Consider the following 14,312-nt stretch of genomic DNA (forward strand, 5'->3'; position numbering starts at 1 on the left):
TTGCCATTATGCACAATTATCCTGATTAGTTTTGTGCGATAATCCCGCATTGTCCATTTGGAAGGCTTATTAGTAATGCACCCCGTATTCATTTTGCACATCAAAGTGATACGGGTATTCTATGCAGTGACCGTGCTGATTTGTTACAACTTTATAAAACCAGTATTTATAATTTTGTGTGTAATTATAAATCTATGCGTTATCCAGGATAGAAATAATTTTGTTAGGAATATCGTCAAATTCTTCAAGGCTAAATGGTTTTATAAGGAACCCTTTTACACCAAGTTCTCTGCCCCGTGCTTCATAAGACGGGTTTATTGATGTAGAATACACAAAACATGGTATTTTGTTAAATTCTGAATTATCTTTAATTTGAATTAAAGCCTCAATACCATTCATTATGGGCATGTTAATATCGGTAAGTATAATGTCGGGAATATTGTTAGTATTGTTCTTTAGGTACTCAACTAATTCCTCTCCGTTATTAACCAAATTTACCTTTGCATAAAAATCGTTCCTGGTAAAACTTTCAACTACAAGCATGCCATCATCAGGATCATCCTCTGCAATTACAATATGTAGGTTAGTTAATATCATTTACAGGGAAATAAAGGTTAAAGGTGCTGCCACTTCCTATTATACTTTCTACAGTAATGTGTCCGTTATGGTTTTCCATTATTTTCTTGCAGATGGCAAGGCCAATTCCGTTTCCGGAGTATTCGTTTCGCATGTGCAACCTTTGAAAGATAGTAAATATTTTGCTTATATGGGCTTTTTCCATTCCTATACCATTGTCTGTTATGCTAACCTTATGATATTTAATTTTACCTTCGGTAACTATATCATGCGCATATTTAATTTTAATTACAGGTATACCATTTTCTCTACTGTACTTAATGGCATTAATAATAAGGTTAGAAAACAACTGCCTCATTTGTACCTTTGAACCCTTTATTACGGGCAGGCTGTCACTTTCTATAATGGCAGCTTTTTCCTGTATTGTAATTTCAAGGTCGTCGATAACCTCTTTTAAAACTTCGTCTAAGGATATTTTTAATTCCTCATCTTTATTAGCTATAAAAGCATACTTAACAAGGTCATCTACCAGCGAGTTTAGTCGTAATGCCGATGATTTAATAATATTGTGGTAAACGGCATCCTCATTTTCCTCACTACCATTAAGGCGTGCAGTATACATTAATATTTTGCGCAACGGCTCTTTAAGGTCGTGCGATATAACATGTATAAATTGCTCCAGGCTGGTGTTACTGGCATTTAATTCATGAATTTTATCTTCCAGTTCGTGTTGGTGCTTTACGAGTGCCAGTTCGTGCCCTTTCTTTTCAGAAAGGTCGGTAACTACAACGCCAATAGCAGGTACAGTAGGGTGCAGGTCGGTTAAAGATATGTAAACGGGGATGTTTCTGTCGTTACCTTTCAATGTAAATTCTCCCTTAACAGGCCCGTCATTTAACGAATTCTTTAGCCTTACATAATCCCTGTGAGAGTTTACATATTCTGTAAAATAGCTGCCGGTAATTTTACTTGCTGGAATGCCTATAAGCTGAGAAAAATAGTCGTTACAGTATAATATAAGCCCATCGTCGGAGATACTTAATGCACCTTCTCCAAATTTTTCGATAAGGATACGGTACGTATAATCAGCACTTTCTATAGAGTATATCTCTGCCTTGCCTTCTTTCTGTACCACCAATGCATCTACAGATCCATCCCTGATGGCATCAATAATATTATTGGCATCATCCAGCTGGCTGCGCAAGGTTTCAATTTCCTGTTCAAGGTGGCTTATATGTAAATCTTTATCTTCCAAATTAAAGGTCAAGTATTCTTAAAACTTTTTCGGTATCCGACAAATCACCCATAATAATTCGGGGTGTATTCGGGGCTGTTTTTATTAAGGTGGGGATGCCTACAATCTGATAATTTACTGCCTGTTCCCTGTCGCGGCTTATATCTATGATTTGTATCTCAAAGTTGCCGGGCAGGTAAGTATCGCAAATTTTGCGCAGGTTTTCTATGGCGTGGCCTGATTTAACAGACATGCCCGAAACAAAAAGTAAAAACTCATGTCTCCCAGATTCGGCAGTGCTGTTTTGGCCGTTTTCCAATTTAATTAAGTTAAGGGTTTAATGTTTAATCCTACAAGTACCCTTTCTTCGTTACTAAGGTCGCCTATAATTTTGCGTATTGGCTCAGGAAATTTCCTAACCAGTGTGGGTACTGCAAGTATCTGGTCACCTTCTGCCAGTTGCGGGTTTTGCAACAGGTCTATAATCTCTATGCTGTAAATACCTTTAAGGTGTTCTTCGGCATATTTTTTTATGTTATTTAATGCTTTGATAGACTTTGGCGTTTGCCCGGCTATGTAAAGCATTAATTGCCATTCGGCTACTTTTTCTGCCATTATCTAATTTCTTTATTATTTAAAGACACCTTTGCCTGCAAGGCTTCGGTAGCTTTTAAGATGCTTAGTTCTTCTTCAACCGATTCAAACTCGTTTTTAAGCGCTTCAATATTGGCTTCAAGTAATTTACGCTTACGGGCAATCTCACGGTCTTTGCGTTCCAGTTCGTTTTGCAGGGTAACCTCGGTTACTTCTTTATTAAGCTGATTGGTTTTCCTGGCGGTGCCTGTCAATATACCATTAGGACCCATCTCTATATCAAGCAATTCTATCCCTTTAGCCGTAATTACAAATTCGCGCACCTGGTTAGAGTGGCCCATACCACGCGATTTTACTATAAACAGCCCACGGTTGCGTTCTCCTACACCTTCCATATCACGCACTGTAACCCAAGTGTCTACTAACGATGAAACCGATTCTTCGGCAAGGTCAGGCCTGGAGTTTTCGTTTTGTTTATTAAGTGAAGTAAACAGGGCGGTGATATTATTAAACTTAAGCATGTCTATTAAACGTACCAGCATAGAGCGTACTTCCTGCTCGCTGCCCACGCTTATAAGGTTGCTTATAGGGTCTATTATAACTGTTGTGGGTTTAAAATCTTTAATCATTTTGCGAAGCTTAAGCAAGTGCAGCTCTAATCCGTTTAATGATGGGCGGGAAGAGTGTATTTGTAAAAGTCCTGACTGTATATATTTATCAAGGTCCATACCTATAGACTTCATGTTACGCACCAATTGCTGTGGCGATTCTTCAAAGGCAAAAAACACGGTACGTTCGCCTTTGCGGCATTGCTCTTCGGCAAAGTAAGCGGCGATAGTGGTCTTAGCAGTACCTGCCGTACCCGATATTAATATGTTACTACCACGGTAAAAACCGCCGCTTGCAAACATGCTGTCGAGGCCGGGAACCCCTGTAGATACAATATCCGATGATACCTCATTATCAAGTCTTAGCGACGTAATAGGTAATACAGATATACCATCTTCGTCTATAAGGAAAGGGTATTCGTTAGTGCCGTGGGTAGACCCGCGGTATTTTACTATACGCAGCCTTCGTGTAGAAACCTGTTCTATTACCCTGTGGTCTAATACTATAACACAGTCCGATACATATTCTTCAAGTCCCTGGCGTGTTAATGTTGCTTCTCCGCGCTCTCCGGTTATTACCGCAGTAACGCCTTTTTCTTTTAACCAATGAAAAAGCCTGCGCAGCTCTGCCCTTAAAATTGCCTGGTTATCAAGCCCCGAAAATAAAGACTCTATAGTGTCAAGCACCACGCGGGTAGCTTTTACCGTATCTATGGCGTGTGCAAGGCGAATAAAGAGTCCGTCAAGGTCATATTCTCCTGCTTCTTCAATTTCAGAACGTTCTACACGCACATAATCCACCACCAGCTTTTTATCGGCCTTAAGTTTTTCAAGGTCAAAACCAAGAGATTTTACGTTTAAAGAAAGGTCATTACTGGGCTCTTCAAACGACATGAAAACTCCCGGTTCATTATATTCTGTTATACCTTTAATTAAAAACTGCATAGACAGTAGTGTCTTACCACATCCTGCGCCGCCACATATAAGGGTAGGCCGGCCTTTAGGAAACCCGCCTTCGGTAATCTCATCAAGCCCTTCTATTCCTGTTGGCGTCTTCGGGAATTGAAACTTGTCATTTTCATTCGTCATGATATTTGCTTCTTGCACGGTACCTGATTTAAAATATTATCCAAATCTAACCATTTAAAGTCAGATTATAACAAAATGTAAATTTCAGGTAATCATTTAGAATGACTTTACGCATTAACATATAATTATTCTATTTTTTTGTAAGAATTATTTTGTGTCTACTATAAAAAAAAAGATAGGCGACCCATTACAGATCGCCCCTCTCTCAATAAACAAAACCTCGAAAAATTATCTCCAGCCTCCGCCAAGAGAGCGGTAAAGCTCTACATCGGCTTCAAGCCTCGATTTCTTTTGGGCAACAAGCTCAAGCTCACTTTGCAGTAAGTTGCCCTGCGCAGTAATTACCTCCAGGTAATTTGCCATACCATTCTGGAAAAGCATATCGGCATTGCCCACTGCGGTTTGCAACGTGCTTACCCTGTTGGCAACTATACCATAGCTTGTTTCCAGTTTCTCTATTTTTATTAGCGAGTTAGATACTTCCTGTACAGCAACTAATACCTGCTGACGAAAGTTTATTACTGCTTTTTCGCGCTGCACTTTAGCAACTTCATATTCTGTGCGCAGCCTTTTTCCGTTTAATAGTGGCTGTGCAATACTACCGCCCACAATACCAAACAACGAAGCAGGAATATTAAACCATTTACTGGCTTCGAAGGCATTTACGCCACCAGTTGCAGATATTACTAACGATGGGTAAAGGCTTCCTTTTGCAATACCTGCCTTAGCATTTGCATCCAGTATGGCAAGCTCTGCAGCTTTTACATCCGGGCGATGGCTTACTAAAGATGAAGGTACACCTGCCGTTAAATTATTGCCTGATGCAATGTTGTTTAATACCACTTTACGCTCTACCGCTTTAGGGAAACTGCCCGCCAGTACGCTTAACGCGTTTTCCTGTATGGCAATGTTTTGCTCTAACTCCGGCACCAGCTGAGACGCAACTAAACGTTGTGCCTCGGCTTGCTGTTTAGCTAACGATGTTACCTGGCCTGCATCATATTGCAGGTTAATAATGGTCAGCGTCCTTTCATTAAGTGCTACGTTTTTTTTAGCAATTTCCAGTTGGGCATCAAGCATAAGCAGGTTGTAAAAACCCTTTGCTACAGTAGATACAATAGTAGTTTGCAGTGCTTTTTTAGCTTCTTCGGTTTGCAGGTATTGTGCCAGTGCACTACGCTTGCGGTTTTTTATCTTACCCCAGATGTCAGCCTCCCATGATAGTCCTGCCGAAGCAGTAAAATCGTCAATATGGTTCTGGCCTAAAAACTGGCTAAGGCTTATACCGTTAAGGCTGTTTTGCGACGGATTTGTAGAAGTAGCACCTACGTTTACATTAACGTTGGGCACATTGTTCCACTTGGTTTGCCTGTATTGCAATTGTGCAATTTCTATATTCTTTTGGGCTACCAGCAGGTCGTTGTTTTTAGCAACGGCATTGCTTATAAGCGTTTGCAGGGTAGGCTCTGTAAAAAAGGTTTTATAGTCCAGGTCTGCAATGCTGGTAGTATCTGTAGATGTTACATCCCTGTATGTTTCCGGCAGGGCATCTTTAGGAGTCTCTACATCCTTAGATATTTTGCAGGATGTTATAAGTATCAGTAAAAGGGATACTGAATACGTTGTTATATACTTTTTCATGATTATGATTAAATAGATGCAGCGGCATTTGCAGCTTTTGCTTCGTTATTGATTACTGCCTGTGGTTTTTTGCCCACTTTTTCCTGCAGGTACTGGAAGATGACGAATAATACAGGGATGATGAACAAACCTAATATTACACCCGATATCATACCTCCTGCAGCACCTATACTAATAGAGTGGTTACCCTGTGCAGATGGTCCTGTGGCACTCATCATGGGTATTAAACCTACAATAAAGGCAAGCGACGTCATGATGATAGGACGTAAGCGCAGCTTGGCAGCATCTATAGCAGCTTTAGCCAATGCCTGTCCTGATTTTCGTTTCTGCGATGCAAACTCAATAATAAGGATCGCATTTTTAGCGAGGAGCCCTATAAGCATTACCAGTGCAACCTGTACATAAATGTTATTTTCTATTCCTGTTAAGCCTATGGCTACAAATACTCCGAATATTCCGGCAGGGATTGATAAGATTACTGCTAAAGGCAGGATGTAACTTTCGTACTGCGCTGCAAGCAGGAAGTAAATGAAGATAAGACATAATAAGAAAATCGTAGCAGACTGTCCTCCGGAAGAAATCTCCTCGCGTGTTTGCCCGGAAAACTCATAACTATATCCTGCCGGTAAGTTTTGTGCCGCAACTTCTTCAATTGCCTTGATGGCATCTCCCGAACTGAATCCCGGTTTAGGAATTGCGTTAATAGAGATAGAGTTAAAAAGGTTATACCTCGAAGCTGTTTCAGAACCATATATACGGGTTAGTTTTACCAAGGTATTTATAGGAACACTTTCGCCGTTTTTGTTTTTTACAAATACCCTGTCTATAGCCGACGGATCTGCCCTGTCCTGAATATCTGCCTGAACCACAACTCTGTAGTATTTACCAAAGCGGTTAAAATCTGATGCCTGTGCACTACCAAAGTAAGCCTGCATAGTTTGTAAAATGTCTTTTACTTTTACACCTAACTGGTCGGCCTTTGCATCGTTAATGTCCAATTGTAATTGAGGATAATCGGCTTTAAAACTTGTAAAGGCCACAGCTATTTCCGGGCGTTTCATTAATTCTCCTATAAAGCCCTGAGAGATGCCGCTAAATTTATCCAGTTTACCGCCGGTTTTATCCTGTAATACTAAATCTAACGCTTCAACATTACTAAAGCCCGGTACTGTAGGGAAGCTGAATACAAAGAAACTACCGCCTGAAATGGCACCTAATTTGCCACGAACCTGGTTCATAATTTCGTCTATGTTTTTAACATCGCCGCGTTCTTCATTTGGCTTAAGCAATACAAACACAACTGCCGATGACGGGCTTGTAGAATTTGTAAGCAGGTTGAAACCGGAGATTGCCGTTACAAACCTTGAAGCATCCAGGCCTCTTAAGGTATTCTCAGCTTCTGTCATTATTTTTTGGGTTCCATCAAGCGAAGTACCGGATGGTGTGTTTACTGATATGGCAATAAAGCCCTGATCTTCTGTAGGTATAAATCCTGCAGGAGTAGTTTTTACCATTACAACGGTAGCCACGGTAACTAATGCCAGGCCGCCCAGGCTAACCCATTTATTACGTATTAAGAAAGCTATACCACCTACATAGCGGTTTGTTAATGCATTAAAACTATTATTGAAACCTATAAAGAACTTTTCTTTAAATCCTTTGTTAGCGTATGGAGCTTCTCCGTCGTGAGCGCTGTGGTTATCTTTTAAGAACAAAGCGGCAAGGGCAGGGCTTAACGTTAATGCATTAACAGCAGAAATTACAATTGCAATTGCCATAGTAAAGGCAAACTGGCGGTAAAATACCCCGGTTGAACCTTCCATAAAGCCTACCGGAAGGAATACGGCAGCCATTACCAGCGTGATTGAGATAATAGCACCTGTAATTTCGTGCATGGCTTCCTGTGTTGCTACTTTAGGAGACAGTCCTTTGTGCTCCATTTTGGCATGCACCGCCTCTACAACTACAATAGCATCATCTACCACAATACCAATGGCCAGGATTAAGGCAAATAACGTAAGCAGGTTTATTGAGAAACCAAAAAGCTGCATGAAAAAGAATGTTCCTAAAATGGCTACCGGTACAGCAATTGCCGGTATTAAAGTAGACCTAAAATCCTGAAGGAATATAAATACTACTATAAATACTAAAATAAAAGCTTCGAGTAGTGTATGTTCTACCTGCTCGATAGACTGGTCTAACGAAACTTTTGTGCTGTAAAATATATTGTGTTTTATTTCGGTAGGAAAATCTTTAGATGCTTTAACCATCAATTTATTAATGGCAACCTGAATATCGTTAGAGTTAGAACCAGCCAACTGGATAATACCCATTACAACTCCTTTTTTACCGTTTAAGCGTGTTAAACTGTTATATGAGTAAGCACCAAGTTCTACTCTTGCAACATCTTTTAAACGTAGTACAGATCCGTCTGCGTCAGATCGTATTGCAATGTTTTGGTAGTCTTCCGGTTTAGTAAGTTTTCCTTTGTATTTAATTACATATTCAAAAACTTCTTTACTTCTTTCTCCAAATTTACCTGGGGCAGCTTCTAAGCTTTTGTCCTGTATAGCTGCCATAACCTCATTTGGCGCAACATTATAAGTTGCCATTTGCGTAGGGTTTAGCCATACACGCATTGAGTAATCTTTTGTACCTCCAAAAATAGCAGCCGAACCTACGCCCGGTATACGTTTTATCTCAGGGATAATGTTTATCTGAGCATAATTGGCAACAAAAGTCTGGTCGTATTTAGCTTCGTCTTCGGTATATAAACCTATAGCCATGATAAAGCTATTTTGCTGCTTAGCGGTAATAACACCCTGCTGAACAACTTCTGCCGGTAACTGGCTTGTTGCCTGCGCAACCCTGTTTTGTACATTTACAGCAGCCTGGTCTGCATTTGTGCCCAGTTTAAAGAAAACTGTAATGGCTAATGTACCGTCGTTACTGGCTGTAGAGCTCATATAGGTCATGTTCTCAACACCATTTATAGATTCTTCTAATGACGGAGCAACAGATCGTAAAACTGTTTCGGCATTTGCTCCCGGATAAACAGCTGTAACTAATACAGATGGTGGGGCAATGTCAGGAAACTGTTGTAAAGGTAATTTTGTAAGCCCCAGTATACCCATAATCACCAATAAGATGGAGATAACGGTTGCCAGTACCGGCCTTTGTATAAATATTTTGAACATTGTCGTAAAAATTATTTTTTATTAATTACTTGGGCAACTTTACCCGCTTTTTCAGGTTGTATTACTTGTCCGTCCTGAAGTTTATCGATACCGCTAAGTACAATTTGATCGCCGGATTTTACACCGTCGTTAATTAAGTAATCAGTACCTCTCTTTCCTATAACTGTAATTGGCATTTTAGTTACCTTATTATCTTTGCTTACAGTGAAAACAAAAACTTTATCCTGCATTTCTATAGTAGCCGACTGAGGTACAATAATGGCATTTTCATGGGGCAGGCTAAGGCGTATTTTACCTGTGTTACCAGAGCGTAACAATCCTTTAGCATTGGCAAATTTTGCCCTTAATGTAATAGCTCCGGTGTTTTTATCAAACTGGCCATCTACCATATCCACTTTTCCTGTTACAGGATAATCAGAATTATCTGCAAGTACTAATGACACAGGTGTAAGATGTTTAATTTTATCGTCTATAGTATTACCGCTATACTGCTCTTTAAACTTAATAAAGTCGGCTTCGCCAAGAGAAAAGTAAGCATAAACCTCATGAACGTCAGATAGTTTGGTTAATGCCTCAGCATCTGTTACCGCAATAAGACTGCCTTGTTTTTTTGGTAAACGGCCTATATAGCCACCAACCGGTGCTGTAATAAGGGTATAGCCTAAGTTAATTTTTGCACTGCCCACCATTGCTTTAGCCTGCTCAAGGTTTGCCTGTGCAACCTGGTGTGAAGCTTTAGCTGTTTTTAACTGATAATCAGATACTACTTTGTTAGCAACAAGTGGGGTAAGTTTATCAATTTCTAACTGGGTGTTAATTAAGGAAGCCTGGGCAGCATGGTAGCTTGCAAGAGCATTATTAAGTTGCTCACGGTAAGGCTGTTCGTTTATTTTAAACAATGGCTGGCCTTTAGTTACAAGGGCGCCTTCATCTACAAATATTTTTTCCAGGTTACCGTTAACCTGTGGGCGAATTTCTATATCTACAGTGCCTTGTAATGCTGCCGGATATTCCTGGTCTGTAACTGTATTGGCACTGTTGATGGTAGCAACCGGAAGGGTAGGGGCTGGTACCGCCTGTTGTTGTGCCGATTGGTCTGGGCCACAACTGGCCATTGCTGCCAGTAACATGGCAAGGGGAAGGATAATTTTCATGTTGTCGAGAATTTTGAAGATTAAATTATATTGAGGAGAGATATTTGTTTTCATTTATATAGGTATTGCTTTGTATTTATATGTGTAATTGATGATATAGAATAAGTGTTCCGGGTAACTATAAATGATTAAATGTTTTCATAATTATTACATTAATTAAATAATCTAACACCGTTAAGTGCTTTGGCAAATAATTGCCTTAAAAATTGTTAGTTATACACCTTGTAAATAATCTAACAACGTTAAGTGGCAAATCAAAAAAAAGGTAATTATCCTCTTATATTATGCCTTAAATAATCTAACGGCGTTAAGTTAATTGTTAAAAAAAATGCTACTATTATACTTATGCTTAATAAATAATCTAACAGCGTTAAGTTTACAACAAAAAAATTATGCTGCTACTTTTAGTGAATGTATTATTCCGCTAATAGCATCTCTTAATATTTGTGTATTCATTTCTACAGGTAAACCATTACCTATAATATTTATGGATATTAGTCCATGTATGATCGAGAAGAAAGTAAAATATTTTTGCTTAACAATCTCGTGCGCCGGATTTCCCATAACTTCACTAATAGTATCAGTAAATAATCGGTACGGATTTTCTGCCTCAGCACACTGCATTAAGCAACATGTCATTTCTACACCAAACATAACCTGATAAAGCTCCTTATCGCTAAAAGCATAATCCCAAAAAGCTAACCACATTGCCTCAAGTCCCTCTTCGGCGCTTGCTGAGTTTTCTTTAGCTATTTTAAGCTTTTGTGTTAACTCTAAAAAACCTTTTTTAGTTAATTCATTCAGTATGGCATCCTTGTTCGAAAAATACTCATAAATAATGGGGGCAGTATATTCTATCCTGTCGGCAATCTTACGCATATTCAAACCAAGCCATCCCTCTTCTTTAACTATGTCATAGGCAGCATTCAGGATATTGCACCTGGTTTCTTCCTTTTGTCTTAGTATTCTATCTTTACTGGCCATTGTATCTTGCATTAAATCGTTTAACAACGTTAGGCAAAGATACTACCTTTATTAATGTGTAATTAAAAATTTGTCATAAATTTTCTCTATGCTATAATAGATGATTGTTTTTTAGGTTTTAAATTATTGTTTTTCAGCGCTTTAATTCTTGAAATTTAAAATAAATATATTCAAATATTTCTATACGTTATATCGTAATTGACATATAATCTCTCTGAAAAATATAATTATATGTGCAATTTTTCGAACAGGTAAGATTGTGACTGCCATTAAACACTAAACAATTCCCAACTTGGCAAAAGTAAGCGGGCCAACCACACCATCATCGTCCAAATTATTATTTAGCTGAAAAGCCTTAACTGCCTTATAAGTCTTATCTGCAAATACGCCTGTAACAGGTAAATTTAATTGCGGGTCTTTAGCGTTTAATGCTTTCTGCACCTCGGTAACTAAAAATCCTGAACTCCCCTTTTTTAGGTAACTCCCCGATATTAATTTGGCACGGGCTATCCTTTGATCGTTTACAGCCTCCTGCAGTGCGCCTGTAACAACTGTATCTGCAGTACCGGTAACTGCCATATTGTTTTCCTGTTGAAATTGCTTTAAAAAATCTTCGGTCTGGGTGCCAAACCATCCGTCTACCTCTATAGCATATCCTAAATCAAACAAATATTTTTGTAAAACTGTTACGGCCGATCCTCTTGCACCATTGCTCAATACGGCATCGGGCACGGTAATGGCAACATCTATATAGATCCCCGGGTTAATGAACGATTTTACCAGATTGCGCGACCGTTCACGCACCATTACTTTACCGCCATCGCTGTCATTACCCTGAATAGTGTTACCTTCATAAGCCTCAAACAACGTTTTAGCAGTATTTTTCCATTTTATAAATATCCCTATATGATCGGCATAGCCGTTACCTTCCCAGTCGTAAATTACAATGTCGCCGGGTTCGGGTGTTGTCGTGAGCTTGTTTTTAGATTTGTAGTAGTTATGTGCCGACTGGCAATGGTGGATGCCTTTTGGTGTCTGGATATTACCTAACGGATTTCCGGCTTTATCAAAAACCCAGCTTACAAATATGGCACACCACTTTTGCCCGTTAAGGTTATACCAAACGCCATACTTTGTTTTGTTGCTTCCGGCGGGGCTCTCTACCGTATTTAACTCTGCTTTTGCAGTTTCTAAAACTTTTGCTCTTGACATAGTGTTATGGAATTTTGTTGTTTGCTGCTTTTGCTTTCGCTACTGCCTTGTCTGATGTATAGCCCGTTATAAGCGACCATTCATACAACGAGTCTTTTATAAGCGAAAGGGTTTTGTTGGTAAGTTTTTTATTAAGCCATAATTTTGCCCCACCCATTAATAGTAAGTCCTGATACCAGGGCAAATCGGCTACATTAAGTATCAGTTTTTCAACACGCTTTTTAAGAGGTGTCTTAAAGCGGTCTATATCTTCGGGTTTAATTCTTGGCCAGTTTTCGCCCGAACTAAATACAGGCATCTTTAAGGTGCGTGGGGCAGGGCGTGGGGTAAATATCGGGATGATCTGGTATTCTTTTTGCTCTTCCGGCTTTGTAACTCCCGATGCAAATTTTGCCCAGTCGGCATTTTTATAACCCTCTTTAAATATCTCGTTGTTATATAACGCCGATTCCGGAACGGTAAAGTAATCCCTCAAAAATATCTCGCAGTTGTACCTTCCCAGATAATAATCGTGTATGCGGAACTCCTTATTTAAGAACCCGCCAAATCCTGAAAGGTTACCGCAGGCAATGGCTTTCTCTCCAAAAACCTCTTCGTCTTCACCCTTTAGGTTTTTAATAATGCGCGAAGGCGATATTATAAACCTGCTGCCATCGTTAAGCACCATGGCATCCTTATACTCTTTTGGCTTGGCCCGCATTTGCGATAGCATTGCGCTAAGCGTGTTAGGCAATACCGTCATAATATCGGAGTCCATAACAAAAGGGTCGGCCTGTACACTCGGGAACGGGTCTATCATGAGCACTGTATTCTCAAAAGTGTTGTAATCGCAGTTTATATCTGCCAGTGCTTTTTCTTTAGCATCTTCGCTTATAAAGCCTGCACCATATTCTTTTAAATAAATATCGTTAAGCAGGTCGCGCACTTTTTCAAACGGCTCATTGTTTATAACGCCACCGTCTACATTAAGGGTAGTAACAAGATCATCTGTTAAGGGTGTATTTTTAAAAACGTAATCCAGCCAGGGTATTTGCTCTACATACTTTTTTTCGCGTACCAGTATCCTCGGCTTCAACCCTGCAGGAAATGCTCCGGTGGCCATTGCCGCATCTTTTGCAGTAGCAACATATTTGCCGCTTCTAAAATCGAGCGGTATCCACGGGCCTCCCGTTTCTGGCTTCACGCCATCCATAACCTCAAAACACGCATAGTCGTTATGTACCGACATGTAGTATTTTTCTTTACGAACCTCGTTGCGTTGTGCAGAATTTAGGTCGGCATAATAATAAAAGCCTTCAAGGTTAGTAAGGGTGCTGAATATTTTTACGGGAGCTTCAAAATAAGAGGGTGTAGGTACCCATTTTGTTACATCGCTCCGCATCATTTTATTGGCTATCTTGTCTATAAAATCAGAGTTAAGCGCTGATATTATTTTGCCCGGTTTAATATCTGAAGTTTCGAGCATGTGCGGAAACATATCCCCGTCTATAAGGTCTACCCAACTGTGGTAAAGTTTATTTTCGGGGTGTTCATCTAATAATTTTGCTGGTTCAGGCAAAGGTACCGGTGTAATGGTATTGTTAAGAGTACTTGCGGCTAAAAGGGCTGTCATTCCGCCTGCCGATGCCCCACCCATAATAGGTATGGTAACACTATGGTTAGGCACTCCCGGCTCACCACGTCTTTTATCCCATTCGGCAAGTGCTTCTAATAGGTAATCCATAACACCCGCGGTATATGCCCCGGCAGATACTGCCCCGGCCATGCATAATCCTATCCTGAATGGTTTTTTGCTCATTTGTTGTGTATTAAATTTATAGGCTTGTATTTTTTAACGGAGTATAAATTGTAAGAATTTAAAGCTTAAAGATATAATAAATAAGACATAAAAAAAATACCTAACAATAGGTATTTTTCAGTATATGAGTTACTTAAGTTTTTTATTAGGTTTAAAATAATGAAAATTTAATATTATTAAGGTTTACCAATATAAGTAAAAAGCCCGAAAATTATATTTCCGGGC

General features: G+C 39.5%; 11 protein-coding genes. All 11 read right to left on the minus strand.

The features are described from left to right. Nucleotides 1-192: 192 nt before the first annotated feature. Nucleotides 193-597: a response regulator gene (locus F565_RS0117440; protein WP_020214534.1), complete on the minus strand. Its 405-nt coding sequence runs from the start codon at nucleotides 595-597 to the stop codon at nucleotides 193-195. Then, nucleotides 584-1,831 (minus strand): sensor histidine kinase, encoded by a 1,248-nt coding sequence (locus F565_RS0117445; protein WP_154652654.1) that lies wholly within the window; start codon nucleotides 1,829-1,831, stop codon nucleotides 584-586. The genes F565_RS0117440 and F565_RS0117445 overlap by 14 nt, the downstream gene beginning before the upstream one ends. Before the next feature lies 1 nt (nucleotide 1,832). Continuing rightward, complete coding sequence (locus tag F565_RS0117450; protein ID WP_020214536.1) at nucleotides 1,833-2,129, minus strand: circadian clock KaiB family protein; 297 nt, start codon at nucleotides 2,127-2,129, stop codon at nucleotides 1,833-1,835. Between the two features lie 5 nt (nucleotides 2,130-2,134). After that, nucleotides 2,135-2,425, minus strand: coding sequence for a circadian clock KaiB family protein (locus tag F565_RS0117455; RefSeq protein WP_020214537.1), 291 nt, complete (start codon nucleotides 2,423-2,425; stop codon nucleotides 2,135-2,137). Further along, on the minus strand, nucleotides 2,425-4,101 hold the full coding sequence (gene kaiC / locus F565_RS0117460) for a circadian clock protein KaiC (RefSeq protein WP_020214538.1): 1,677 nt from the start codon (nucleotides 4,099-4,101) through the stop codon (nucleotides 2,425-2,427). The genes F565_RS0117455 and kaiC overlap by 1 nt, the downstream gene beginning before the upstream one ends. 228 nt (nucleotides 4,102-4,329) lie before the next feature. Then, on the minus strand, nucleotides 4,330-5,742 hold the full coding sequence (locus F565_RS0117465; protein WP_020214539.1) for a TolC family protein: 1,413 nt from the start codon (nucleotides 5,740-5,742) through the stop codon (nucleotides 4,330-4,332). Nucleotides 5,743-5,750: 8 nt separating this feature from the next. Further along, on the minus strand, nucleotides 5,751-8,939 hold the full coding sequence (locus F565_RS0117470; RefSeq protein ID WP_020214540.1) for an efflux RND transporter permease subunit: 3,189 nt from the start codon (nucleotides 8,937-8,939) through the stop codon (nucleotides 5,751-5,753). Nucleotides 8,940-8,950: 11 nt separating this feature from the next. After that, on the minus strand, nucleotides 8,951-10,093 hold the full coding sequence (locus F565_RS0117475) for an efflux RND transporter periplasmic adaptor subunit (RefSeq protein WP_020214541.1): 1,143 nt from the start codon (nucleotides 10,091-10,093) through the stop codon (nucleotides 8,951-8,953). Between the two features lie 390 nt (nucleotides 10,094-10,483). Next, nucleotides 10,484-11,089: a TetR/AcrR family transcriptional regulator gene (locus F565_RS0117480; RefSeq protein ID WP_020214542.1), complete on the minus strand. Its 606-nt coding sequence runs from the start codon at nucleotides 11,087-11,089 to the stop codon at nucleotides 10,484-10,486. Nucleotides 11,090-11,353: 264 nt separating this feature from the next. Continuing rightward, nucleotides 11,354-12,289, minus strand: a complete 936-nt coding sequence (locus tag F565_RS22485; protein WP_020214543.1) for a peptidoglycan-binding protein — start codon at nucleotides 12,287-12,289, stop codon at nucleotides 11,354-11,356. Between the two features lie 4 nt (nucleotides 12,290-12,293). Further along, entirely contained in the window at nucleotides 12,294-14,087 is a 1,794-nt protein-coding gene (locus F565_RS0117490) for a patatin-like phospholipase domain-containing protein (RefSeq protein WP_020214544.1), read from the minus strand. Between the last annotated feature and the right edge of the window lie 225 nt (nucleotides 14,088-14,312).

The sequence above is a fragment of the Flavobacterium rivuli WB 3.3-2 = DSM 21788 genome (genome assembly GCF_000378485.1).
GTDB lineage: Bacteria > Bacteroidota > Bacteroidia > Flavobacteriales > Flavobacteriaceae > Flavobacterium > Flavobacterium rivuli.